17 protein-coding genes are annotated in these 26,615 nt (G+C 58.5%); 1 reads left to right on the forward strand and 16 read right to left on the reverse strand.

Annotation, left to right across the window (positions count from 1 at the left end; all coding sequences use genetic code 11):
- Positions 1-52: 52 nt before the first annotated feature.
- The 3 genes from HX818_RS20015 to HX818_RS20025 form a co-directional block, all read right to left on the reverse strand.
- Complete coding sequence (locus tag HX818_RS20015) at positions 53-646, reverse strand: hypothetical protein (RefSeq protein ID WP_177020615.1); 594 nt, start codon at positions 644-646, stop codon at positions 53-55.
- Positions 647-734: 88 nt separating this feature from the next.
- Positions 735-3,323 (reverse strand): autotransporter domain-containing protein, encoded by a 2,589-nt coding sequence (locus HX818_RS20020; RefSeq protein ID WP_177020616.1) that lies wholly within the window; start codon positions 3,321-3,323, stop codon positions 735-737.
- 349 nt (positions 3,324-3,672) lie between these two features.
- Positions 3,673-4,365 carry a hypothetical protein gene (locus HX818_RS20025; protein ID WP_177020617.1) on the reverse strand — a complete coding sequence of 231 codons (693 nt, stop codon included), beginning with the start codon at positions 4,363-4,365 and terminating at the stop codon, positions 3,673-3,675.
- 386 nt (positions 4,366-4,751) lie between these two features.
- Here HX818_RS20025 and HX818_RS20030 point away from each other — a divergent pair, with 386 nt between their 5' ends.
- Complete coding sequence (locus HX818_RS20030) at positions 4,752-5,009, forward strand: hypothetical protein (protein WP_177020618.1); 258 nt, start codon at positions 4,752-4,754, stop codon at positions 5,007-5,009.
- Positions 5,010-5,295: 286 nt separating this feature from the next.
- Here HX818_RS20030 and HX818_RS20035 read toward each other — a convergent pair whose 3' ends face one another.
- From HX818_RS20035 to pgaA, 13 genes are all read right to left on the reverse strand, one after another.
- On the reverse strand, positions 5,296-5,526 hold the full coding sequence (locus tag HX818_RS20035) for a hypothetical protein (protein WP_003218173.1): 231 nt from the start codon (positions 5,524-5,526) through the stop codon (positions 5,296-5,298).
- Positions 5,527-5,842: 316 nt separating this feature from the next.
- Complete coding sequence (locus tag HX818_RS20040; protein WP_023659327.1) at positions 5,843-6,439, reverse strand: hypothetical protein; 597 nt, start codon at positions 6,437-6,439, stop codon at positions 5,843-5,845.
- A 400-nt stretch (positions 6,440-6,839) separates the two neighbouring features.
- Complete coding sequence (locus HX818_RS20045) at positions 6,840-7,328, reverse strand: Imm6 family immunity protein (protein ID WP_003218174.1); 489 nt, start codon at positions 7,326-7,328, stop codon at positions 6,840-6,842.
- Between the two features lie 158 nt (positions 7,329-7,486).
- Positions 7,487-8,119 carry an SMI1/KNR4 family protein gene (locus HX818_RS20050; protein ID WP_256346312.1) on the reverse strand — a complete coding sequence of 211 codons (633 nt, stop codon included), beginning with the start codon at positions 8,117-8,119 and terminating at the stop codon, positions 7,487-7,489.
- A gap of 374 nt (positions 8,120-8,493) precedes the next feature.
- The gene (locus HX818_RS20060; RefSeq protein WP_087693608.1) at positions 8,494-8,868 is read right to left on the reverse strand and encodes a barstar family protein; all 375 of its coding nucleotides are present in this window, start codon (positions 8,866-8,868) and stop codon (positions 8,494-8,496) included.
- Positions 8,869-8,978: 110 nt separating this feature from the next.
- Positions 8,979-9,215, reverse strand: a complete 237-nt coding sequence (locus HX818_RS20065) for a methyltransferase domain-containing protein (protein WP_256579544.1) — start codon at positions 9,213-9,215, stop codon at positions 8,979-8,981.
- 135 nt (positions 9,216-9,350) lie between these two features.
- Positions 9,351-9,809, reverse strand: coding sequence for an SMI1/KNR4 family protein (locus HX818_RS20070; RefSeq protein WP_008433668.1), 459 nt, complete (start codon positions 9,807-9,809; stop codon positions 9,351-9,353).
- Between the two features lie 6 nt (positions 9,810-9,815).
- A complete protein-coding gene (locus tag HX818_RS20075; RefSeq protein WP_177020620.1) occupies positions 9,816-18,200 on the reverse strand; it encodes a DUF637 domain-containing protein in 8,385 nt (2,794 codons plus the stop codon).
- Between the two features lie 31 nt (positions 18,201-18,231).
- Positions 18,232-19,953, reverse strand: a complete 1,722-nt coding sequence (locus HX818_RS20080) for a ShlB/FhaC/HecB family hemolysin secretion/activation protein (protein ID WP_256346313.1) — start codon at positions 19,951-19,953, stop codon at positions 18,232-18,234.
- Positions 19,954-20,274: 321 nt separating this feature from the next.
- Positions 20,275-20,757: a poly-beta-1,6-N-acetyl-D-glucosamine biosynthesis protein PgaD gene (gene pgaD, locus HX818_RS20085; protein WP_008433665.1), complete on the reverse strand. Its 483-nt coding sequence runs from the start codon at positions 20,755-20,757 to the stop codon at positions 20,275-20,277.
- Entirely contained in the window at positions 20,754-22,100 is a 1,347-nt protein-coding gene (pgaC, locus tag HX818_RS20090; RefSeq protein WP_003218180.1) for a poly-beta-1,6-N-acetyl-D-glucosamine synthase, read from the reverse strand. The genes pgaD and pgaC overlap by 4 nt, the downstream gene beginning before the upstream one ends.
- A gap of 3 nt (positions 22,101-22,103) precedes the next feature.
- Positions 22,104-24,101, reverse strand: a complete 1,998-nt coding sequence (gene pgaB, locus HX818_RS20095) for a poly-beta-1,6-N-acetyl-D-glucosamine N-deacetylase PgaB (protein ID WP_177020621.1) — start codon at positions 24,099-24,101, stop codon at positions 22,104-22,106.
- A gap of 12 nt (positions 24,102-24,113) precedes the next feature.
- Positions 24,114-26,567, reverse strand: a complete 2,454-nt coding sequence (pgaA, locus tag HX818_RS20100; protein WP_177020622.1) for a poly-beta-1,6 N-acetyl-D-glucosamine export porin PgaA — start codon at positions 26,565-26,567, stop codon at positions 24,114-24,116.
- Positions 26,568-26,615 lie beyond the last annotated feature (48 nt).

A 26,615-nucleotide genomic window follows, 5' to 3' on the forward strand; every position in this document is an offset into this window, starting at 1 on the left:
GATCCGTTCACAAGGTCAGACGCAAGGGGCTGGCGATTCGGGTTAAAGCAAGTTAGAGCGACGGAATATTTCCTGTCGCCGCCACAGTCGCCACCGGGACACGCTCGTTAGGCGCAGTTACGTCATACACATGCTGCTCACAGCCCTTCCCGACAATCACGAATTCCACCAGGTAAACCTTTTGCTTCTCAGGCTTGAAGGTCGAACTCATGGGGCCGCACTCATACACATAGGTTTTGACGAGGCCGACATAGTTGGCGTTGTAGACCCGTGACTCGCCGATCACTTCAAAGGGCTGCCCCGGGTCAGCCTGCACTTCCAACTGCGGGAAGCGTTTGGCGACGGCGCTGTTGCCCACTTCGTTCATCTTGGCGATCCAGCCGAATACCTTGCCACGGCCGGAATCCACCACCGTCCCGAGGATTTCCGGTCGCTGGTCTGCATCGGAACTACGGCGTACGGAGAACTGCACCGGATAGGTAAAACCGGTTGCCTTCATGATGACCTTGGCGTGTTCGGCGTCCACCTCGACCTTTTTCTGCTGCAACTGGACGCCGTCCGTCAGCAGGCTTGGCGAGGAGTTCCTGGCAGTGGAGTGGCAGCCGGCCAAGACCAGGGCGAGGATTAAGAGTGAGGTCTTTTTCATGGGTTACTTCCTTGAGCACATTTAAAAGTCTGGCTCGGGCTACGTGGGAGAACCGCAGCCCGACGCCGTTTTCTATCGGCCGTAATACTTAAAACGCGTACCGCGCCTTGAGCATGACCCCATCGGCATCAAAACCACTGCGGGCCTGGCGGGTGTAGCTGGCACCCACGGTAAAGTCCGACACCTGGTAGTTCACGCCGACACTGGCTTCATAGCTGTCACGCGCCACCGAAGCGCCGGTGACGGTGAACGCAGAACCGCCGAGCACATAGCTGGAGGTTTGTGCGACGCGATCACCCATCAGGTCGTGATACGCCATCAAGGTTGCTTCCGGCTGCAAGCTACCGGCACCCATGGGCAAATTGCCCGCCAAGCGCACACCAGCGCCCAGCTCGCCCACTTCATAGCGTTGCGACTGGGTGCTCAGCGCGGCCGAGGAGCCCTTCTCGTCGAAACCGTCCATGCGCACGTTGGCGTAACGCGCTGCCACGCGCGGCTCGATCACCACGGCCTGCGACGGCTTGAAGCTGTAGCCGCCGATCACACTGGCAGACAGCACATTGCTGTCGTAACTGCCCTTGGCTGTGGTGCCGGCGATATGGCGTTTGCTGTCGTTGTCGTTATGGCCATAGCTGAGGCTGCCGTCGACGAACCAGTTTTGCAGCGACCAGTTGCCGTACAGCGACAGCGCATGGCCCTCCACATCGGTCTTGTTGCCGAGGTCGGAATGGATGTTGGAGTTAAGGTAGCTGTAAGCCACGCCCAACGTGGTGGTGTCGTTCAAGCGCCCGTCCACACCCACGGCCATGCCGCTGCTGTTGGCCGAGTAGCCGTTGTTGCCGCCACGCCCGTCCTGGTCCATGTTGCTGCTCAGGCCCTGCACCCACACGCCGCCGACCTGGTGGCTTTCGCGCTGGTCGGTGAGGCGGTTGAAGATCGCGCCGTTGACCACGGTCTGGCCCGACAACGCCACGTCCAGGGCGCCGCGATTGACGTCCGGCTTGAGTTGTTCGCTGACCTGAGCAAGCTGCTGTGCTGTGCCGGCGTCAGCCAGGGTTTGGAACACTGGGTCGTTCTGATTGAGTCCGCTCAGTACGTCGTTTTTAAAGGTGTTCACCGCCGTCGCTGACGCAGCGCCGGCGCCCACCGCGGCGAGCTCCTGCTGCACTTGCTGGTTGTCTTTAACCGCCACCACGGCCTTGACCGTTTGCGCGTCGGCCGAGTAGCTCAGCACGTTCAGCAGAGAGGACGAGCTGGCCACAGACAGGCCATTGTCTTGCACGCTGGTGGCTTGCAACAGGGTGTACTGAGTGCCGTTGTTGGTGCTGGCGAAGTCGCCCGGCTTGGCGCTCACGGTCAGCTTCGAAGCCTGGGCGAAATTCGCTGCACCGTTGACAGTCAGGTACGGCGTGGTCGGCACTACGCTGTCGGCCAGGTGCATATCAATACCTGCGCCGCTAGCAACGTTGAGGTTGCCAGTGATCGCAGTACCGGGCGCCGACAGGTTCAGCGAGCCCGAGTTGACCGATACCGGCGCGATGATGCGGCTGCCGGTGAAATCGGCCTGGCCTGCGACATTCACCGCGCTCAAGTTGAGCAGGTCGCCGGTGATTTTGCCGCCGGTCCAATTCAGCGTGGCAAGGTTGGCGGCGTCGATGGCGATGCCGGCGTTACTGCGGATTTCGCCGGCTTGCTGGTTGATCTCGAACGCCGAGGTCTGGTCCGCGGCATCTACATGAATCGCTGTGCCATCAGCGCTGATCGTGCCGCGGTTAACGATGCCGCGCGCGCCGGTCGCGCTGTTCTGGGCAAAGGTTGCCCCGGCAAACTCGAAGGCATTTGCGTTGGTGCCCGTGGCCTCGACGGTGCCGGTGTTGAGGATGTAGTCGACCGTACCGTTTAGAAACATCACCGTCTTGGCGTCATTGCCGTTGGCAGAAAGCAGGCCGCTGTTTTCGATGCGCAGAGGGTTGGTGTCGGTTTCCACCTCGATGCCCCAGGCGCCCTCGCCCGTCGCCTTGAGCGTGCCGGCGTTGAGGATTTTGCCGCCGACGGTGGTCCCCAGATTGTTCTGGCGGTCGAGGATCAGGCCGATGGCGTAATCACCGTTCATGTCGATCACACCGGTGTTCGAGACGTCGCCGGCGATGGTGGTGCCATGCAGGTAAATGCCTTCGCCGCCATCCACGTAGGAAGGTGAAGCCGGCGGCGTCAGGGGCAGCGTGGAACGGATGGTGCCGGAGTTGATGACACTTCCACCGATGGTCGTCGCGCCGATCTCAAGCCCCTCGTAACCCCCATTTTTCATAAGAATGTTGCCCGCCTGGACCACGTCCCCGGTGACAGTTCCCGGGCTCAGGTTCTGCGGGCCCGACCAGAACAGCGGGTCCAGGGCAATCGCACGGATGGCGGCGCCCTGGGAATCCAGAGTGATGTCGGCACGGTTGATCAACGAACCCTGGATAGTGGTGTTGGCCACACCCAGTCCGGCAGGGTTGGTGGTGGTCGGCACCACTACTTCGGAGAACGTCCCGTTGATAATCAATGACTCATTAAAGGTCTCGCCGACCCAAATGTTCTTGCCCTGCCCCAGGTCGAATTCCACCGCCAGCGCTTGCGTACTGATTGCGCCGACCATGAGTGCCAACAGGCTTTTCTGGAACTGCTTACGCTTCATTTCAAACTCCATGAACTACATTAAAAGCCGCCAATAGGCCCGGCGGCAGTAGGTGTGCTAAGCGAGGGATCAATTGATCCGAATGCATTCCCCCAGGGTGCCTTCCTGAAACGCAGGCGCGCGCCTGTGCACCACAGCGGGCGGTGACAGAAAAGAGGCTTGGGGGGCGAGGTTCACATTAATCCTTAATGTCATTTGAAAACGCTGCAGTCCATGCAGCCCGACCGGTTGCGGGTGGGCGGGGTAAAGACAATGGGATATACAAAATGTTCAAGGTGCTCGGCGAGTTCTATCAAACTGCTCGCGTCAGGATCAGCCACCGCAAGCCACGCGGAGACCTCTCGCTGGTCTACTTGAGCTCCTTCACCAGATAACTCCCGGAGATCTGCGTGATACCCGTCAACGCGCGGCGCAACGCCTCAGGATCAGTGCGATAAGTGAGCGGCGTGTAACCGTAGACATTCTGGCCATTGAACGGCGTGATCGACTCCACCGTGCGCCAGAGCATCTCGTCGCCACGGTCCATGCGCGCCACCACGGTGAGCGTCGGGTAGACCACGCTGCTGAAACCCTGGGTCAGGCGAAAGCCCCACTCGCCTACCGTCAGTTGAATCTGCGCATCGGCCGGCTCGTCGTCACCCACCACTTTGAGCGATGACGTCTTACCCAAGGCATCAACGAAGGCCTGCTTGAGCAACACACCCAAGTCGATATTTTCGGCGTCCATCACCGTGAGGATCGCCGCCGGCGTCGACATCTCGGCCAGTTGCCCCGCCTTCATGCCGGCGGCAAACCCCGCGCCGCTCAAGGCTGCCGTGCCCAGCTTGGACGCGCCGCTGGCCATGCCGACGCCCGCACCAAGCCCGGCGCCCAGGGCCGCACCCCAGGCTTGTTCACGGCCCATGTATACCATGTTCTTTTCCCACTTTACGGGCAGCACTTTGACCGTCTTGACCTGCGCACGATGCTCGGGCGTGAGGGGCTGGCTGACGCAGCCGCCGAGGATGAGGGTGGAGAGGAGAACCAGGAGAAGGTTTTTCACATCAGTCCTTTAATGTTGGTGGTGAATGCGTTTAATCAACGCCAGTGTGTCGGCAATGGGGGTGAAGACATGAGGCATTGGGATTGAGCCAGTACTTTGCTGCCTTGCGTGGGTTTGGGTGCGGGCTTATAGTCCGGGCCGTCGCCCATATGGCGATTCAGGTTTGGCGACCTGACAACAGAGCGCAAAAGCATCCCGCTTCTATGCAGGTGTTTTTGCACCCGCAAAGCTGTGCATGATATGGCGGCTGTGCGCGGGAGACCTCCGGGTCTGCCGGTTTACTCTGTTGCCGGTTCGCCAACCTGCGTACAGCTGCCACCCATTCGTTTGGCGACGAGTGAGTGGTGGCTTAATCCACCAACAGAGTACTGACAATGAATCGATACATGCCCCTCACGGGCCACGACAGCACCGTCCCCGCCCTGCTTATCGACACCCATGCGCCCCTCGATGTCCTCCACGACGCCGCCGTGTACCGGATTCGCGCCGTCACCCAACTGCTGGAAAACCTGGCCTTCCGTGAACAGCTCAGCAGCGATGCTGTGGTGCTTCAAGACTTCGCCCAATTGCTGGCGATTCCGCTGCGAGATGGGTGTGATTTGCTGGATGTCATCAGTCGCAGACTCAATACCGATCCATCCTGAGTAAAAGCCGGGCGGCCTGGGTGCCGCCCCTTTTACTCGGTTAAACAACCTCACTTGCCATGAAGCAAAACTTTTAAAGCATCTTTAGGGTCAAAGAGGGTCAAAGGGGACGGATTTATTTAATCAACTCATCTGGATTTTTAAATATTTAAATAAATCCGTCCCCTTTACGCATTACGCTCACAGGATGAGTGCAGGAAGGCGGCAAAAAGGGTGCAAATAGAGTGCAAAACACCGGCGCAAGGCCGGTGTCGATAGTGCCTGATCAAGTTGGGTATATTGAAAACTACATTTGTCGAATATCAGATAAAAAATCATAAAATTCTTTTTCTGTCATCTCAAACTCTGGCCCTTCGACCATTGCCATTAGTGACAACAACGCAATGTCTAAATCTTTTGTGAGAGAAAGGTTTGGATCTTGGTAAATATCAAGTGCCTCTTTTGATATTTTAAAAATATCAAATCCATCAGCAACTGCTCTTCCAAGTCTGTCAGCCACTATGTCTTCCATGCTCATTGCTGCCCCCAACTCTTTAGCTCTGCTGCGGTCGGAGGGTAGTGCTGAGCATCAACCGGCTGCCCATTAATACTTTTCGGGTGGACACGGATTACTTCTCCTGCATGGTCATAGCTTTCCATCCATTGCCTCGTACTGCCCGTTTTAGGATCAAACTCCGTGGCGAAAGAAGCACCCCGAGTAGGTCCTTCTGTCCTTGCAGGAACCTCTTGGGTTAATGGGTCAAAGGGGACTGGGTCAAAGGGGACGGATTTATTTAATCGACCCATCTGGAGTTTTTTAAATTTAATATTTAAATAAATCTGCCCCTTTTACGTCAATACATACGAGAGAAATGCTCATCAATAGAACTTCCAGACCAAAAACTCACATCTGAAAATTCCAGACTATCAGAAACAACAACTATCCCCCTAAGCTCAAAAGGAATATCTTCTATACCAGCCTTAACGCTAGGGATTAAGTAGCGAAAATAGTCCCCCATTTTAGACTCTCCATCATAACCGGAAGGGAAGTCCTCCCCAGACACACTACCTTCTATAGCATGGTATATATAGACACCTTTAATTGCTGGAAGGTTATATTCTGTCAGCCTGGCTTGGAGTGAAGATCGATCCGCTATCCATCGTTCCACTTCAGCCCTAGAGTCTAGGTGACGATATGCACAGGCAGAGTATAAATCAAGAATTGTTTTACCGTTTTTAGCTTTCGGATATTCTTCGTAATCACCAGACTCTTCCCACAAGTACTCACTTAAGCTATCAAGCTTCTGCTCCACAGCTGTAACTTCCAACAAAACCTTTGGTAACGATCCAAAACAGTTATTCACCATGACGGCAATAGCACCGGCTTTGTCCATCGCAAACCAAGTAACAATTTCTCCAAATCCTGGAACCCATTGTTCATCAATAACCATCATTTATTCCCCGGCCAAGTCACCTTACAATTCGGGCATGTTTCTATAACTGCTTTAGGGGTGTATCCACCTTCATCCCTGATGGTTTTAGGACGTAAAGCCTGTGTGAATTTGATATTTTCTGGATTCCCTCCTGACCTGACAAGCTTATCTACTGCTGATACCTCTGCACATGCACCAGCAGAATTCCTGCAAAAACTTGTTAATTCACCTATTTTCACACCAAGCTTGCTCTCAACGTAGCTAACTGTGCGAGGATCCAAGCTCTCAGTGGGCAAAGGGGACGGATTTATTTAATCGACCTAGCTGGAGTTTTTAAATCTAATATTTAAACAAATCCGTCACTTTTACGTCCTAAATAAATCCTTCCCCTTTACGTTAAAGAGCAATTCTGCCAGCATTAAAACGTGGATTGCCCCCTATTTTCCAAAACGTGTGCAGATAGATAAACACTCAACTTATCAGACAAGCCTATCCGTTCAATATAATCAACAATATATACAGCAGAGCTCTCGTCCGCCTCACATACCGGCTCAGACATTTGCTCTTGTAGCCCTACAATCTTATAGGCCTTATTGGCAAAAAAACCGATCACCAACAATATTAAAATTAAACTATTTTGTTCTACGCTTTCAGATGCAAAATTTCCTTCTGCCAGCGGTCCGCTCTGCATATCATCGGAGTCTAGATAATATGCTAATTCATCAGCACTGAGCCCTCGATCAGACAACCATCGCCAACACTTATCAACTGCCTCCTGACATTTTTTTTGCGTATCACTCGCCGAGTCAAGGTTACGTAGAGCATAATCAAGCAACAGAAGGAAAATTGAGGCTTTCTTTACCCACATCATACTGTCAATGACTTTAAGCGCTTCTTCATTGTCCATTACCTATTCTCCCATCTTTAACTAGGACTGTTAGACGATTTGGCATTGCTGCCCCTCCCTCAGCGGTAACTCTTAGCAGAAGAGCAGGGGTCAAAGGGGACGGATTTATTTAATCAACTCGTCTGGAGTTTTAAATTGTTTAAATAAATCCGTCCCCTTTACACCGTTTTTAGTTTAATCTCAGCTCCGTCTGGCAAGTCTTTAATTTGGCGGGCAATATCAGCCCTAAACCTCATCCCCTCCACAGCATCTGCCATATACATATTATCCAGCACAAACTCTCCTCCCAGCACGAATGGCACCTTCGGCAACAAACGTTTTCCTGTGGGAAGCTGACCATTTTTCTTTTGCCATTGATGCGCTAACGGGTAGCCCGTGAGCGCCTCATAATCACTAAGTATTATTTTTGCCCAGCTTTCAATATCGTCGGCCAAATACTCTAGTGCCCCGGTTTCCGGGTCAAAAATATAAATCTTGTTATCTTTAATACAGAACTGCCCACCGAAAATGTCTTCAGCAAAAAATAAGCAACCATCGGCAATACCCTTATAAGCACCGCGCCAAAGAGTATCTTCATTCCAATCACGAAGACCAATTTCGTCCTGACTAGAATGTGTGGGAAACACATGTAAAGCGCTTTCTAGGGCGTAGAAGCCATTGCGTTGAACCAGCATCCTTAAAAGTTGATCAGATAAAGCACCGGCCAATCTATGTGACGGCCCAGAAATTTCCGGCGCATGATCACTCAAAGATGAGCTTGCATTCGATAACAATTTTTCCAAGCTGGACATATTCTAATCCACCACATCTATTCGAATCTTCGTTCCGTTTGGTAACTCTCTACATTGAGCACCAACACAGGCACCAGCCCCGCGATTGTCGCTAGGGTTGATATGTCTTACGGAGGAACCTTGACCACCCTCTTGAAACATTGCAGGTGGATATTCATCACGATCAAGGCCTGGCTTGGTTTCAGTACCGCGCAAAGAGTCACGCCTGCGTGATGCTGCATTCGCGCGATCTATGGTCAGAGTACCAGGCTTACCCGCGTCAATAGCATCCTCGGTGTGTTGCGCTGATTCAGGAAAGCGGCTTTTGCTGACTGTGACAATCTTTTCAGCGTCACCGCCAGCGGCCCCAGTTGCTTTTGCACCAGCGGCTTAAGCTATTTGTCTAGCAGATCCTCGACCGTAAGCCTATCAATTTCTCTGAAGACTACTTCTATCTCGTGCCCTTCGTCACCAATCCAATCAAAGACCGCATCACGTAGAATCTCAAGGTATACCTGTAGATCCTCTCTTGGCAATTCTGGAAGAGTCACATGTACAAGGACGATTTTGTGGCATGGAATCCAGCTAAGATCTCTTAAGCAATCATATAAGGCATCCCAGTTAAATCCAAAATACCCCGGCAACCAAAGCAGGTAATACAGCGATCTTATCAATTCCTCTGCAATCCCAATGGACGGGTCAATCCGCACATAAAAAACCTCGGCCGCGTCATATGAAGGCGGGATGTCCACAAACTTGAATGGCAACATTTTCGACAGGCCTCAATTTTTTATCGGGATGAAGGTTTTGGGGTCAAAGGGGACGGATTTATTTAATCAACTCATCTGGATTTTTAAATATTTAAATAAATCCGTCCCCTTTACGCACTTGGTATTTTTCCGTAAGGGTTCGCAGCATTTGCGTTGACAAATATCTTTCCACCAGGCTCAACCACGCGAGTAGCTTCCGGAAGAAAATCCATCATTGAGTTAGTACCACCTGCACTCTTGGGAATGAATGGGTTACTAGCAACAATCTCTCCCACCGAACTATCCTTGAAAGGAAGTTTCGTTGCGTCCGCTCGAATACCAGACTGAATATCTGCTCGGACATCCACGTTTATAGCACCAGGAGTTTGAGCATTCTTCCCACCAAATAACTCAACAGTGGGTTTCCCACCAGAACTAGCTAATTCTCCTGTCGCTTTTGCACCGAGCCTTTCTCAACCATTTTTTAAACGCAGAATCGTTATTCAACTGAAAGACATTATTCTTTTTTCTAAGAAATCGATAAAGTTTTTCGCATACAAACTAGAAGTTTGATCAGAAAGTTCAAGCCTATAAACAGGATACTCTCCATCATTAAGACCATCGTCCGTGGCAAAATAAAATGATTCCCCTGCACCCGGCGGTTCGCAGATAAATAGCCTCTCCTTCCCACACAACCCATTTCGACCGTTAACGATTGACATATAAACGATATCCCCCCCCCTTACACTATCAAAATCCATTTCGTAGATACTATAAATCTCCTCCCCAGATATTTCCCCGCCAGAATAACACTTCAGCCACCATTTATAGCTATCAGGCAACTTCAACCCAAGACGAGCTTCAGCTTTATAAATCCACTCATCAGCAATCCCGTCACCATAATCAGCAAACTCAACGTAATCCGACTCTTTAATAAGATTAATTATTCTCGAATAATCCACGCCTAATTACTCCCCGCTCCGAGCCCGCAACTTCCAATAATCCGACTGATAAGAGTTAAACTCTTTAGCCTGCTTTGTCAATGTTTTTGCATTCAAATCCGTAGGAACTGAAACATAGTCAGTCGTAGGGTTTCTGTATTCTGCAGAGTCTTTGTAACGAGTATACCTAAAGCTTTGAGCGGCATTGGATGGGACATGAAGAACACTGCTATTCTGGCTATGGAAAACAGAACCAACTTCTGCAAGTGAACCACGAGTACCAGCGAATCCATTAACTTCAGTTTGCGAGAGATGATGTAACTCAACTGATTTCCCATCATACCCAATTGGTGCTCGACCCGAGGCCATCCTCTCAAGGTTTGAGCCTTCAACAGTTTTACCTCGTACTCTCCAGGTCGATAGGGCCTCTGGGTCAAAGAGGTCGTTACGTTGATAAACAGTCCTATCTAGAACTGTTGTTTTATTCCAAAAAACATCAACTTTAGGCGTCGTACTTGCAACATTACTACCCGCCGTCGTGCCCGTACCAGCAGAACCTAGCCCTTTTGCACCACTGGCAAGCTCTCCAGCTAACTTACCATTAAAGTATTTACTCGCGCCGCCAAACAGAGCCGCCTGAGCTGCGGATTTCGCCGTGCTCCATGCCAGGTCAGACGTTACGCTCGACTCTCCTGGAAAGGTTTCCGGAAAGAAAGAAGCTAGCACTCGGTCGGGCTCATTGGATTTAAAATCCGCCGTAATCCGGCTAGCAGAATCCCATGCCCCCACCATCGAGGTGGTGCCAAGCGCTCCTAAGCCGATGGGTAAGGCACAGGTAACAACGCCAACACATGCGGGTGACGACATCACCATCCCGGTATATGCAGTAGCCCCTCCGACTAGGCCAAGGGCAGTGTCTTTGCTTGCTCCAACGACCTGCACCGCCTTGCCGTGAGCATTGAGCGTATCGTCGCTCCAATCCTGCCAACTACGGCCACCAAACTGGCCGGTCGCCTCAAGTAACGCGATCTCCTCACTAAAAGTGGCGCCGCGATCCTGAAGTGCCTTGAAGTCCTTATAGGTTTCATCGTTGGTCGGGATCGACTCTGCGCAACTAACCAAAGCGCAGGCCGCCGCATTCAAACGATCAGCCTTTTCCGGATGGAACCGTCGCTGTTCATCCAACGCATCGGCTTGAGACTTGTGAAGCTGGTGGTTGTACTGCGTGGCATTTTTCGCCACCCAGCCACCCTTCTCCAATTTGCTAGCATCTGCATCTTTTTGTGTGGCCGCAGCTAAAACACCGACCAGTTGAGAACTCATGGACAACAATGTCTTGTCGCCCTTCACGATGTCGTTAAGCTGTACGACCAGTGCCTCATTGGCGCCGGCTGCCAATGCGCCTGTACGGAAATCTCCACCCGTTGCTTCGGCCAAGAGGCCACCGACCATCGCATGAATCGCGATCTTGGGAATTGAACCGTTTTCGATGTTCCACTTTTTCGTGTAGTCGCCGACGGCATTGAAGCTGGCCGCTGCCAGGGTATTGAATAGCGCAGTTTTCAGCGCCTCACTCCCACTGCCGCCCTGCCCCAATGCTTTACTCAACAGCGTTGAAGTACCGCCTTGCAATGTCTGGTTCGCGGCAAACTGCCCTACACCAGTCCATGTGTTGAGCTGTGGCCCCGTTATTTGCTTAGTCGCCTGATCAGTATGAGTTCCGGTCCAGCCATCAAAATAAGCTGCGGTCAATCCAGCGGTCACACCGGAAATCGTATACCCCTTCAAAGCATCCGAAGAGGTGACATCCTTGAACACCGCCCCTAAGTTGCCACGATTATTAACGACACTAACCGTCGCATTGGTCGCAGCGCCTGCCGCTACGGCTCCCGCACCTGCCGCGACAGCGACGCCTGCTCCAGCACCTGCAGCCGCAGTCATTGCCAACGGCCCGACAAATGCGGCCATCAGAATTGCTATTACAATCTGCGAGCCCGCACCTAAACCGGAGTTACTGTATTTGAAGCTATCGTGGATCTCTTTGACTTGGCGCCAGTCCACGTCACCGCGCTTTTCAGCATCCTTGAGCCAAGCCAGATTCGGATCGGCTTTGACCATGGTATCGATGGTCTGACTAACGGTTTGCTGATCGATCTGCCTGACATCAATCTTCAATCCGTCGACAGCTTTGATAACGACCTGCCCTTGAGCGATCATTTCACTCTGGCGCAGCGTTTCGTCAGTGTTGCCTTTACCTTTGGCGCTGAACCAAGCGAGGTCACCCTTGCTCTTGGTATGGCTCTCGTCATGAAGGTCTTTGACGCCTTCAAAGACGATGGCCCCGCCACTGTTAAGAATGATGTCATTACCACTATCAAGCTTCGCGACCTGGTAACGCTGGTCACCTTCGCTGATCAACGTGAGGTTGCCGCCAGTCTTGATCTCGGTCCCAACGTTCGTGGTGCGGGTTACTTCGTCTCGCTGCTCTTTCTTCGCGCCCCAGCCACCGTTCTCCTTCATGTCATACAACGTATGAGTACTGTTCTGCGCCGCCAGCAAATTCAACTTATCCCCGCTATACAGATAAGCCTCATTCCCCGCACTGATCTTGCTCGCCACCAGCGTGGTGTCGCGCCCGGCCTGGCTCGTAAAGTCCCTGCCCGCCGTCAGCACACTGGCTAACTGCGTGGTCTGCTCATCCGCGGTCTTAATGCGTTTCTTGCCGTCTTTTTCCTTGCCTTCGACGTTGTGCACATCGCTGACAGACGCCACGTTGAAATCGCGCCCGGCCTGAATGTTCAGGTCCTTACCCGCGGTGGCGTTGCTGCCGATGATGTTGACGTCTTGCCCCGCCACCATGCTCAGGTTGCCGCCGGCCGTGACCGTGGCCGCTTGGTTTTTCACGTCGGTGGTGATGGTGGATTTGTGCCCGCCGTCGCTGAAGGCGTGGATCTCGCTGGTGTCGCTGACGGCGATCAGGTTGAGGTCGCGCCCGGCTTTCAGGTCGGCATCGCCGCCGGCGGTGAGTGCGCCGTGGTTGGTGAGGTCGCGGCCAGCGTCGATGGCCAGGTTTTCGCGGGCGGTGATGGTGCCGGCGCTGCTGTCGGTTAGGGTGCGCATGCCGGCACCCTGGCGCACCTGGATGGCGGTGTTGTCGTTGGTGATGTCGCCCTTCAGGGTGGTGAGGCTGACCTGGGTGCCGCGTATCTCGCCAGCCATGGAATTGCGGATGCTGTCCTGGGCCAGCAGGCTGAGGTTGTTGCCGGCCTCGATCAGGCCGCCGGTGTAGATGTTGCCGCTGCTGGCCACTGAGAGGTTGTTGCTGGCGCGCAGGGTGCCGACGTTGATCAGGTCGCCGCCGGTCATCAGGTTGAGGTCGCGGCCCTGGATCAGGCTGTTGCCGCGCACGTTGCGGGAGTCGGCCTGGGCCAGGTAGAGCACCGGCACGAGCACGGTCTGGCCGTCGACCACGCGGTTTTCCATCCACACGATGTCGTGGGTCAGGGCGCCGACTTGCTGGTCAGTGAGGGATACGCCGACGCTCAGGCGCAAGGCGTCCTTGCTGGCCAGGGCGTTGTCCATCAGGTAGCGGAACTGGTCGTAGTCGCTGGTCAGGCCACCGGCGAGGAAGCGTTGCCCGGTTTGCGCCAGCACGGCATCGCGGATCAGCCGTGACTCGTATTGCCCGTCACCCAGGCGACGCCAGGCGTTGTCGGGGCTGTAGCCGAGCTTGCCGAGCATGTAGTCGGAGCTGAAGAAGCCCGCCACAGTGGTGAGGTTCGGGTTGGTCTCGATCAGGTAGTGGCTGGTGGGGTCGGCGTTTTTGATGAACAGGCCGTAGTCGCCCTTGGGCAACTGGAAGCCGGGCGCGGTGGTGGGGTCGACCGGGGTGAAGGACTCGCCGGTGTAGTCCACGGGTACGTAGCGGCCGTCGGGCGCGATGCTGGTCACCGGCAATACGCTGCTTGGCGCCTGGGCGGTGGCGTCGTTGACGTGCTTGCTCAGGTTGATGTTGATGCCGCCGACGGGGATGCCGGTCTGGTCGTCACCGAGGGTGCCGGTCAGTTGCTCCAGGGTGTTGGTGTGCAACGTGCCATTTTGCAGGGTGCGCGCAACGTTGAGGTTGACCGCGCCACCGGCCTGTATCGTCGCGGTGTAGCCCGGGCCGCCGTTGTCGGTCCAGGTGGTGACGTTGCTTTGTTCGGAGAAACGCCAGTCGCTCGACCGGGCCTTGAGCACCTCAAAGCGTGCTTCATCGAAATTACCCGCTGCCACCGCTGCGTTGAAGGCGGGTACGTCGATGTATTCCATCCGGTCCCACTCATCGGTGTCGATGCGCTGCGGGGTGCCGATGACGATGGTGTTCTGCCCGGTGCGAGTCGCGGCGCCCTGGTTGAGCAGGTCGTTGGCGGTGATGCTCAGGTTGCCATTGGCCGCCAGCAGGCTATAGCGGTTCTGGACGTTGTCGCCCTGGATCAGCAGGTCTTTGCCCGCCACCAGGCGCGCAGAGGCCGAGTCCTTGATCGCGGATTCAAGGTAGGTCTGGTTGATGGTGATTTGACCGCGCTTGAACGAGTCGTGCCCGCCGCAGTGCTGGCCGCACTGCCAATAGAGGCTGCCGGTGGTGATGGTCTGGCCCAACTCGAATTCAGCCTTGGCGTTTTCCACATTCCGCGCACTGATGCCGATATTGCCTTCGCTTTCAACCGTACCGGAAAGGTTGCTGAAGCCCGCCGCCATGCCGCCATCGAGCGCCGCGAAACTCAGGTTGCCCTTGCTGTAGACGTCGCCGTACAGGTTGCTGAAGCTGTTCCCGCGCAGGGTCAGATCGCCGCCGCTGAACAGCAGCGTGTCGGCGCTATTGCTGATGCCATTGCTGGCGCTGAGGTTGACGTTGCCTTGTGAACCGAGGGTGCCGCGGTTGTTGATGTGTGCGGCGGCAATGTCGAGTTGCTGGCGTGCGGTGAGGTAGCCTAGGTTATCCAGCGTACCGCCCAGGGTGATGCGGGTGGTGGTGCCGCCGGCCAAGCGCCCGCCGTTCTGGCTGAGGTTGTTGGCGACCACGCTCAGTTTTTGCTGGGCCGAAAGGCGGCCACTGTTGGTCATGTCGCCGGTCAGGTTGACACTCAGGTCACCGTCGCTGAGCAACTCGCCCGCGTTATCCAGGCTGGCGACATCCAGGGTCAGACCCTTGGCGCTGGCCAAGCGGTCGCCGGCCTTGAGGCTCAGGCCCTGGGTGCTGGTGTAGTGCAAGGCTTCATTGAGTTGCACACGGCCGAGGCCATCGACCCGGCCAAACGACCAGTCGGCGGTGCCCAGGCCATTGATGCTGCCCTGGCTGCCGCTGAGGCTGCTGGTATTGAGGCTGAACACGCCGGTGCCAGCGTGCTGCAGTTGCCCGGCCTGGTTATTTAGATGCCCGGCGCTGAGGCTGAAGGCCTGGCTGCCGAATTCAAGAATGCCGTTCTGGTTATTCAGTTGGTCGGTGACCGTCAGGGTGCTGCTGGCGCCTTCCATCGCCCGCAGTTGGCCGCCCGCGCTGTTGTCGAGGTTGCCGCCATTGAAGGTCAGGCCCTGGTTGGACTCAATCAGGCCGCCTTGGTTGGTCAGTTGGGTACGCGAGGTCAGGCTGAGCTGATTGCCGCTGATCTGGCCGTTGGCGCTGTTGTCCAGGGTGGCGCCGGAGACGGTGACGTGCTCCTTGCCGAACAGTTTGCCGCCCCGGTTGGTCAAGGCCTCGACCGTCAGTTGCAGGTCGCTCTTCAAGGCGGTCAACGCGCCGGCCTTGGTACCGTCTTGGCTGTTGTCGACGCTGTCGGCTGTCACCGTCAAGCTGTCGCCTTGCACGGTGCCGCCCTGGTTGTTCAAGGTGCCCAGCGTCAGGTCGACCGCCGCACCACCGCTGAGGATCATGCCCTGGCGATTGCTCAGGTCCTGGCCGCGGTAGCTCACGCCCTGATTGCCGGCCAGGAGTTGGCCCTGGTCGTTGTCGAGGGTTTGCGCCGCGATATCCAGGCGCTTGCCCCGCAAGGTGCCGCCCTGGTTGTCGAGGGTGGTCAAGGCCTTGACCAGCACACTGCGTTCGGCGGCGTCGATCACGCCGTTGGTGTTGGTCAGCAGGTTGCTGATGTTGAGGGTGATGTCGCCGTCATTGCTGACCAGCGCGCCCTTGCTGCTGTTGTCGAGGTCTTGCGCGGTGACAGTGAGGGCCTTGCCCAGCAGGATCCCGGCGCTGTTGCCCAGGCGCTTGCCGGTCAGCAGCAGGTCACCCTCACTTTGAATACGGCCCTGGGTGTTGAGCAATTGGTCGTTCAGCACCACGCTCACACCCGGCACACCACCGGCCAGCAACCCGGCACTGCGGTTGTCGAGGCTGCCGGCGCGGACGTCCAGTTGGTCACCGACGATACGCCCGGCGCGGTTGTCGATCTGCCCGCTTCGCGCATCCAGCAGCAACTGCTTGCCGATGATGGCGCCGCCCTGGTTATCCAGGCTCGCGGCGTGCAGTTCGATGTCGCCCTGGGCGGCCTGCAAGTGACCTTTGGCGTTGTTCAACTGTTGGGCGACGGTCAAGGTCAACTTGCCGGCATCCGCGCTGAGTACACCTGCGTCGTTGTTGCTGAGGCTGCCGAGGGTAGCGGTGAGTTGCCCACCCACCAGCTTGCCGTCCTGGTTGGCGACGTCACCGGCGCGCAGGTTCAAGTCAGTGCCAGCCTGGGCATGACCCTGGCTGTTGTTGAAGGTGTTGGTGACGGTGAGGTTGAGCGCGCCTTTCTCGGCACTGATCAAGCCCTTGGCACTGTTGTCGAGGCGGGCGGCGTTGACCGTCACGGCGTCGGCAACCAGGAAACCGTTCTGGTTGTTGATCGTGTCCGCTGTCACACCGAGGTTGCCCGCGACAATCTGCCCGCCGGTGTTATTCAGCGTGCCGCTGTTGAGCGTCAAGCTGCCGCCCGCGACCTGGATATGGCCCTGGCGGTTATCCAGCGAATCGGTTTGCAGCGTTGCCGCCTGATCGGCACCGAAGCGAATCAGCCCGCCGAGGTTGACGATGGCCGGCGCGTTGATCGCCAGCGCTTGCTCGCCATACACCCGCGCGGTGGCGCCCTGGTTGGTCAGTCTGGCACTGTTCAGCGTGACGGTTTTACCCTGGATCACTGCGCCCTGGTTGTTCAGTTCCCGGGTGGCCGTGGCGCTCAGCGAGCGGCTGGCCAGGACGTTGCCGCTGGTGTTCAGGGTTTGCGTATTCACCACCACATCGCCGGTGGCATTGCGGCTGTTATCGGCCTGCACGCCTGCTTCGATGATGCCCGGGTTGGTGACGGTGGTGGCGTTGAGTTCGATGCGTTGGCCAGCGGCCAGGCTCTTTTGGTTGACCAGTTCTTCAGCACCGCTCACCTGCACATTGCCGGCGGCGTAGACCTTGTCGGTCAGGTTCACGTTCTGCGCGGTGACCTTGAGGTTACCGGTGGTCGCCGTCTGCGCCATGCTCAGGCGCCCGTTGGCATCCAGCTGGATGTCGCCGCCACTGGCGGCCAGCGTACCGTCGAGTTTCACCCCTACGCCGGCCTCGGTGCCCACCAGTTTGATCGCACCGGCGTACATGCCGCCCAATGCCGAGGAATCGATGGCCAGCTCGGGCTTTGCGCTGCCGTCATCGGCGCGCGCGGTGGCTTTCAGGCTTTTGGCATCGACGTCGTTACGCCCGGCAATGACGGTCAATTCTCGTGCATTGATCTGCGCATTGATCTTGGCCGAACGGGTGATGATCTCGAAGCGGTCGACGTTACTGGCGTTCAGGCCCTGGCCGTCGATGGTCACGGCACCGCCGTCAACCTGATAACGCTGCAACTGGCCGCTGGCGTCGAGCACCGGTTTGCCGGTGGTGAGGGTCACGTTGGGGGTGTTGATAAAGCCGCAACCGCTGCACGTGACGCCGTACGGGTTGGCGACGATGACCTTGGCCGACTGGCCCGCCACTTCGGTGTAGCCGCGCAGTTGGCTGGGGCTGCCGCCGTTGACTTCGTTGAGGATGACGCTGGCCGCGCCGCCCTTGAGGTTGGGGTTGCCGACGATGTAGCCACCCAGCTGGGTGTTCGTCATGGGGCCGTTGGCGTTGTTGAGGATCACGCCGTTGGGGCCGACGTTGTAGTCCTTGAATTGGTTATGGGACAAGCCACTGCCATTGGGGGTGGCGATGTTCACCACCGGTACGCCATTGCCGGCCTGGCCGACGGTGGTGCCCGGCGCACTGACCACAATGCCTCCGGCCTGGGCCAGCAGCGGCTGCCAGAACAGCGCGTTGGCCAGGATCAGCACCAACCCGCGCTTGGGCAGGCCGAAGAACGAGTCTCGCGGTTTCAGCGCAGCAGAAGGTTGGCGGGCCAGGAAGGCAAAGTGGCGAACATCCATTGTCATATTCTCGATGTAACGGGGCGTTGAATTACAGGAAGAAATCCATGCGGAAGTAGATCGGCGCTTCGCGCTCGCTCATCACTGCCGGGCGTTCCAGGGAATGGGCAAAGGTCACGCTGGTGCTGACGTATTTGCCACGGGCGAACAACTCCAACGAGTTGCTCGAGACCCGGCCATGCACTTCACCGTTATAGCGGTCGTTGCTGATCACACCCTGGTCGTAGCCGACGCTGGCGCCGTATTCGGCAAAGGCCGGGCGCATCCAGTCCCAGGTCACCGGGCGCGCCCAGCGCACGTCGTTGCGCCAGTAGCCGCCGCTGTCGCCGGTGAGCTGCTGGTCTTTGAAACCGCGCACCGAGGCCGAGCCGCCGAGGCTCATGCGCTGGGGGCTGAACAGAATGTCTTCACTGCGTTGGCCGGTGGCCAGGCTGGAGAAACTGAACGACTCACCCCATAGCGTGAACGGCTGCAAGTAGCTGACGGTGGCGGTGTATTTGCGGTAGCGCGCGTTGGGTAGGCGATTGCCGTACTGATCGCGCTCGTTTTCAGCTTGGGCATCGAAGGCGCCGATACCGTTCTGCATGCCCAGGTCGAGGTTGACGAAGGCATTGCCGATGCGGCGACCGTGGTTGATGCCCAGTTGCAGTTCACTGAGGCGGTTGCTGCTGGGCTCGGTGCGCACGTCGAGGATGTAGTTGTTGGTGCGCAGGTGCGACAGGCCGACGTTCACCGAGGTCTTGCTCACGTCGTCACGATGGATCACGCGCTCGGCGCGCAGTTGGTGGTTTTCGTTGTCGCCGTTCTGCTTGAATTTAAAGTCGTTGGTTACGCCAAAGGTGCGGTAATCACTCTCGCTGTAGGTGTAGCTGAAGTTCCACCAGCCCCACGGCACGTTGTAGTAGAGCATGGTGTTTTTCGAGGTTTTCTGATGGTCGCTGACGCCATCGTGGCCGCCGCGCAACACCAACTGGTCGGCCAGGCCCAGCGGGCTGTCCCACTCAAGGCCGGCGCCCCACTGCTGTTCGCCGGTGCTTTTCTGGCCGTCGTTATTGCGCGACAGGCTGGCGCGCCAGGGCTTTTGCGGGACGTTCTTGACCTGCACTTCACTGCCGCCCACCTGGCTGCCGGGGGTCAGTTCCATTTGCGCCTGCTTGGACGGCAAGCGATTCAACTGGTCCACCAACTGCTCGATTTCCCGCAGGTTGAGCTGCTCGCCGACCTTGCCGGGGAAGGCCATGGCCAGCTCGCGCGGGGACAGGTTGCTGCCGTCGGCGCCCTTCAAGCCTTCGAGCTTGCCTTCCACCACCAACACCTGGAGGTGGCCGGTGGAAAGGTCCTGCTGCGGCAAGTAAGCACGGCTGGCAACCATGCCTTTGTCGATGTAGTAGTCGGTGATCGACTTGAGCACTTGGTTGAGCTGGGAGACGCCCAGGCACTGGCCGATATACGGCTTGAGCAGGCGCTCGCGGTCCGGTGCAGGCAGGCTGTCGGCACCCTTGAGTTCGATGTCTTTGATCGGGAAGCAACGGGTGTCGGCCGGGGTGGCAGGCGCTTCGGGCTTGGCTTCTTTGCCGGGCAGTTCCTTGAGGTCTTCAAGGCGCCGGCGCTGTTCTTCCAGCAGACGGTTTTGCCGGTCGCGGATCAGGTCCTGATCGCCAGGCGTGGGCGCAGCCGTCGCACTATTGAGTGCGAAGCAAGTCAGCAGGCAAACGCCCAGCAGCAGCCGAGTCCGTGGCAATAATAAAGACATGTTCGATCCGTCGAAAAAGCGGGGGCCGGCAAACTAACATCGAACTTCCGGTGGGCCAAGATTCTGGCTTAGTGGGAAGTTATGTTTAACAGGCATATAAGTTGCTGATTATTAACAATAAATAAATCATGCAACGTTTAATTGCTTGCAATTGGAATTTTTATTCCGACAAGCGGTAACAGTTTTGATACACCTCCAATGGTGGCGCTTACAATTGCCATTACTTGGCCATCAATGCGGTATCAAGACTGGTTAGTAGCCAAAAGATGAGAAAAGTTCGCGGTTATTTTGTGAATTGGATCCCATTTTTCGATATCCCGGTTAACCAACCTCCTTGGTCCGCTCCTGCCCCGCCACCAACTTCAACCCTGGCCGCTCCACATGCCGGGACACATGGGCTGTCACTTCCTGCACACCCCCTTCGTGGTCGTTATGAATCACCAGCACACCCGGGCGGCGCAGTTGCTCCAGGTCACCTTCCCCCAGGCTGAAGCTGTCGCTCAAATGCTGGTCGCTCAAGGCCTTGGCCGCCGAGCGCCGCTGGGCAAAGTGCTTGCCACGTCGCTGCTGGTAGCGTGCCCAACTGATCAGTACCATCGCGTTGAACACGGCAATCCACAGGTAGATCTGCAAGGTATCCAGCGCCGCGAAAATCGGCGCATCGATCCGCGGGCCGCCGTGGCTGTCGAGCATCGGCACCAGCCCGCGCACCAGCAGGATAATCAGCCCGGCCCAGGCCAGCAGGGTCAGGAATACGTCGATGGCCCACATCACCGGGCGCTGTTGGGTTCGGATCAGGTTCATGGCTGCACATCCGTAGTGGGGGCTTTGATACCGCGATCCGGGCTGACCCAGCGCGCGCGTTTCTGGTGTTGGCGGAACAACACTTTGGGGAAGCTGACCAGGGTGGTGAACAGGCTCACCAGCCAGAACACCAACGGGTACCAGACGGTCCAGAACAGGGTTTTCCACAGGCCCTTTTCATAGCGCCGGTCGATCATGATGCTCACCGCGAACTGCACCAGGCACACCACCGCCAGCAGCAGGCCGGTGAAGGCCGGCGGCATCAGCGAGTCGACGGCGATGGCGGCAGGCAGCGTCACCACCTTGCCCACGGCCCAGAAAATCACCGAGAGCAAAAAGGTGAAGGCCCAACCGGTGGACAGGCAGTACTCGAACAGCAGCGGCCACAGGTAGCGATGGCGCCATTGCCAGATGCCACGAATATTTTTGAACAGCACTTCAGCGCCGCCCTGGGCCCAGCGCAGGCGTTGCTTCCACAGGCCGCCGAGGGTTTCCGGCATCAGGATCCAGCACAGCGCGCGGGGCTCGTAGAAGATGCTCCAGTGGTCCAGTTGCAGCTTCCAGCTCACGTCGATGTCTTCGGTGATCATGTCGGTGCTCCAGTAGTCGACCCGGTCCAGGGCCGCCCGCCGAAACGCCACCACCACGCCGGAGACGGTGAAGATCCGCCCGAAGACCCGCTGGGTGCGCTTGATCAAGCCGATGATCGAAGAGAACTCGCCCACCTGCACCCGGCCGATCAAGGTGGAGCGCGTGCGAATCCGCGGGTTGCCGGTGACCGCCCCCAGGCGCGGGTTGTCGAGCATCGGCGCCACCAGGTACGCCGCGGTGTTCGGCGAAAGCAACGCATCGCCGTCGATGCACACCAGGTATTCGCTGCGCGCCGCCACTGCGCCCATGCGCAGGGCCACGGCCTTGCCCTGGTTTTGCGCCAGGTGCAGCACCCGCAGGCGCGGCTCTTTCAGGGCCAACGCATCGAGCACGGCGGCGGTGTTGTCGCTGGAGCCGTCGTTGATCGCGATCACTTCGATGTTGCGGTATTGCTGGGCCAACGCGGCGCCGATGGTCTCGGCGGCGTTGTCGCCTTCGTTGTAGCAAGGGATCAGGATCGAGATCAGCGGCTCGCCGGCGAGTACCGGCGCCGGGGTGTCATCCGCCCACGGCCAGTGGCGCTCCCAGTGCAGCCAGAAGTACAGGCCGCCGGCGATCCACAAGCCGGACATGAACAGTGGATAGAAGAAGACGAAGTCCATCAGGAACTGCCCGGTGACCAGAAAGATCAGGCCCAGGGGCACACCCAATACCAGCGACAACACGATAAGCGCGAGGATTCTGTCGAACATGAGTCAAGGATTCCACTGGTTGGAAAGGGCCGGACGCACGGTTTTCAGATCCGGCGAATTCTCCAGGAAGTTGTCGGGGTAGTAGCCAAAACTGGTCACGCCCTGACGCTTGAGCACGCCCATCCACTCGGCCATTTGTGCACCGTCCAGATCGGGGGCGGCCGAGGTGCGCCAGTCCTTGGCTTGCAACTCGAAGACCGTGCGTTGCAGCGCGCCGGGGCGGGCCTTGACGGTGGCCACGAGCTTTTCCAGCCAGGCGTTGGAGCCCTTGAGGTCCTGGCCTTCCATCAGCGGCATGGCCATCGGCGCAGTCCAGTCGTAGCTGGTGAGGAAGTCGTCAAGGTTCTGCGCGAACCAGGCTTCGCTGCCCGGGTTGAGCATCGGTTCGGCGAAGATATTGCGTGCGGTCTGCACCTGCGGGCCGCGCAGCTTGCGGACCTTGGCCGTCAGCTCATGGGTGAAGTCGATCAGGTAGCGGCTCTTGAAACGCGTCCAGCGCTGCATCACCGCAGGGTCGGCGCGCAGGGCTTCGATGGTGTCCGGCAGGCCATTGGCGGCGTAGGCCTTGAGCGCCAGCGGGCTGGCGTCTTCGAAGTCCGACAGCACCGCGTCGTCGTGGAACAGCACGCCGTCGATGGCACTGGTGCGCGCCAGGTCTTCGTAGATCTCACCGATGACCTGCCGCACTTTCGGATCGAACGGCGACAGGCGCTGGTACTGGTCCGGGTCGATGGCGACCTTGCCGGTTTGCGGGTCCCAACGGGTGACGCGGGGCAGCTTCGAATCGAGGGCGAAACTGAGCACCGGCATCCAGGCAAATACGTTCACGTGGGCCCGGGTGCGCAGTTGCCAGGTGACGCGGTTGAACAGGTCGGCGCGCACCGGCAAATGGCGGTTGGGGAAGTACAGCGAACGCACCAGGCCATCGCCCTTGGGGTCGGCGAAAGCCTGCAGGAACACGGTGCTGGCGCCCATGTCGACCACGCGCTGGATCAGTTTGTCGAGGTTGCGCACCTGCTGTTCCGGGTCCGGGTCGTAGACGTTGTCCAGGTCCACATGCAGCACCCGCAGCGGGGCTTCAGTCTGGGTCGCGACGATGGCGTTGGCGTAGTGTTCGCCGTCCGGGTCGGAGGCCACCAGGAAGCGCGGGCTGCTCATCAGGTTGCCGAGGCTGTCGAGACCGTCTTCCAGGGTCAGGGCCATCTGGTAACCCTGCTCGCCCACCACCGCCAGCGAGGTGCCATCGGCAGCGCCGTAAGGCCACACCCACACGCGCGGCGCCTTGCCGGTGACGGCGCGGATCTTGTTGGAGATCGCCGTCACGTCGGTGCGCATCCGCGCCTGAAACTGGGCTTCGGTTTCGTAGCGATGGGTCGCCGGGTCAAAGCGTCGGGTGGTGGCGGCCGGTTGCAGGTTGCCCTGTGGGTTGGCCAGCACGCCCTTGTGATTGGCGTCGGTGTGCGCGGCGATTTCCACCAGGCCGGACTGGGCGATTTCGCGCACCTGCTGCCAGGTCAGGAAGTCCGAACGCGGGCGTGGTGTGCCGGCGAAATCCACCGGCTGGTTCAGCGGCGTATCCACCCACGAACCCACCGGCGCCAGCAGCGCGTGCCAGTTGTAGCTGCGCAGGATCGGCATCACACGGGTGTAGAAGCTCGCGTAGCCGTCATCGAAGCTGAGCATGACCGCCTTCGCCGGCAACTCCGGGCCGCCGTTGCGGGCCGCCAAAATCTGGTCGACGGTGACGGGCTGGTAGCCGTTTTCCCGCAGCCACGCCAACTGCTCGATCAAACGTTCGGTGCGCACGGCCACGACAGCCTGATCGGGGTCGCGGTCCTCGATGTCGTGGTAGGCGATACCGAGGAAATGGTTCTTCGGCCACGCCGCTTCGCTGGCAGGCTTGAGCCGCTCGGCGGGTGGAGTGAAAGGTGCGGGTTGCTGGGCGCAAGCGCTGCTCAGCATTAACCCCAGGGCCAACAGGCAACGGGACAAGACGGGCATGATCGGACTCTTCTAGAAGCGGTAGGTGAGGTCGACGATCAGGCGCAGGTCGCTTTCGCGCTCACCGTCATAAGGTCGGCTGATCCAGCTGAGGTTGGCGCCGGTTTCGAGCACGTCGTTCCAGCGAAACCGCTGGCCGTAGCCCACCAGTGCAACGCCGCCGGTACCGTAGTCGCGCTGGCTGTAGGTGCCCGCCCCCACCTGGAACTGCTGGCTCCACTGGGTTTCGTAGCGGTGGTAGAGCACGTGGTTGACGGTGGCCGTGGGCAGCACGCTGAAGTCCGAGCGCGGGTTGAAGTACGGCGTGTCTTCCTTGGTGTTGCGGCTGGTGCCGACTTCCAGGCCCAGGTCGACTTGCACCCCCGGCGAGCTGTACACGCCCTGGCGACCGGTGAGCAGCGCTTCAAGGCGGTTGTTGCCGTCGCTGAAGTGGGACGGGCTCAGGGCCAGTTTCCATTCGCGGCTTTCGTTGGCGCGCCAGCGGATAAACCCGCTGCCGCCGTTGGCAGTAATGTCGGCATTCAGTGCCCGCAGCGGGGTGCTCGCGGAGAGGTAATCGAGACTGCCGCCGTACTGCCATTGGTCATTGATGTCGCGGGCAATCGCGATGCGTGCGCCCTGCTTGTCGCCAAAGCCGTAGGAGTGGTTGGAGACCTCGGCTTCGAGGGTCATGTCGCGGGTGCGCCGCTCTACACCGAGGCGCTGCCAACGGTGTTGGCCGGTGCCTTCTTCGAAATCGGCGGTGGCGTAGCCGGCCCCGCCAAACACGCGCCAGTCTTCATCGATGGGCGGGCTGTAGAGCAAGGTTTCGATGCCGAAATCGCGGCTGCCGGACACCGCGCCCGCGCCGTTATCGCCGCCGCCGTTGCTTTTGCCGGTGTAGGCCTCGACGCGCAATTCGGCCATGTCGTGCACATCCCGCAGGCGGCTGAGGCGCTGTACCTGGCGGTTGTCCGGGGCGCGGTCGACCACGTCATCGGTGAGTGCATCGAGCTGACGCCATTCCTGCAGATCGAGGGCAGTGTGGCCTTGGGAAACCTCCAGGCCGATGTCGCGCGGGGCCTGGGCTTCGGTTTCCTTGAGGGTGTTTTCGGCGCGCCGTGGCCAGTCGCGGGCACGGTACATATCGGCCTGGGCCAGGCGCAGGCCGATATTGCCCGGGGCCTGTTGCACCAGGGCTTCCAGGCCTTTTTCGCTGGCGGGCAGGTCGGCGCCATAGGTGCCGGCCTGGGCGGCCAATTGTTGGGCGTCCATCCAGGCGTCGTTGGGGTTGCCGATGGGCAAGCCCTTGAGCTCGACCCGGGGTTTCTGGGTGCTCGCCAGGTTGTCGGCGACTTCGCGAGCTTCCACCACTTGATCGTTTTCGAGCAGGGCGTAGAACAGCGCGGTGCTGTCTTCGACGTGATCGCCGGCGTCCGCATCGCTTGCCGCCAGTGCCTGGCGATACAGCGGCGCGGCCTTTTCCGGCTGGCGCTGGTCGAGGTAGGCGGCAGCGACCCAGCGCAGGGCGTAGGTCGGCAGTTGTACGCTTTCGCCCTTCAGCACTTCGTAGTCGCGGATCACCTCGGCGGTGCGCGCCCGGGCTTTCAGCGCGCCCAGACGGTCGATGCGCCAGCGCACCACGTCATCATGGGCGTTGGCATCCGGTGTCCAGGTGGTGAGCAGTTGGTCGTAATCCTTGAGGGCACGGTCGGCGATGACGTAGCGCTCTTTTTCACTGCGGGTCGCGAACTCGGCCATGCGCACGCGCTCGGCGGCCAGGTCGCCTTCGAGGCGGCGTTGGGTGACCGGGTCCAACAGGCCAGGGCGCCGGGCAGCGAGGCGCAGGGCCGGTTCCGGCAGGCGCGCACGTTGCAGGGCGACGATGTATTCGCGGGCGACTTCAGGTTTGTTGCCGGCACGCATGAACGCCTGGTCGAATTCGAACAGCGCGTCATAGGTAGAACCGGCACGGGTCAGTGCGTAACCCAGGGCCATGCGGCGGTCGGCGTCGTCGGGCTTGGCGGCCACCAGGGCGCGGGTGCGCTGCACCGCTTCAGCGGTCTGGCCGGCGTCCGCCTGGGTCAGGGCCAGGCCGAGTTGCAGGTCCGGGTTATTCGGCTCGCGCAGCAACGCCTGGCGATACACGGCAATCGCCGGTTCCCAACGCTGCTGGTTGCGATAGGTGCGGGCGACGGTGGCCAGCGCCTGGGTGGTGAGGGTGCGTGAGCGGCCCTGGGCCTCGTAGACCGACAGCACCTCGGCGTCCTGGCGCGCCCAGCTGGCAATCAACAGGTGATCGCTGACCTGCCCCGGCGTCTGGCGCTCGGCGGGCATTTGGCGCAACAGGTTGAGGGCCGGACCATAGTTGCCACTGCGGGCCTGGTTGATCAGCGAATCATAGGCCGCATCGGCCGATGCCACGACGGGCCAGAGCAGTTGGCTGCACAGGGCCAGGCGGATAAACGGATGAATATTACGCGACATGTCGTCAGCTTCCTCACCAGGGAAAGCTGTAGCGATAAGTTCACCTGC

The organism is Pseudomonas sp. F9001 (assembly GCF_013385435.1).
Classification (GTDB): Bacteria; Pseudomonadota; Gammaproteobacteria; order Pseudomonadales; family Pseudomonadaceae; genus Aquipseudomonas.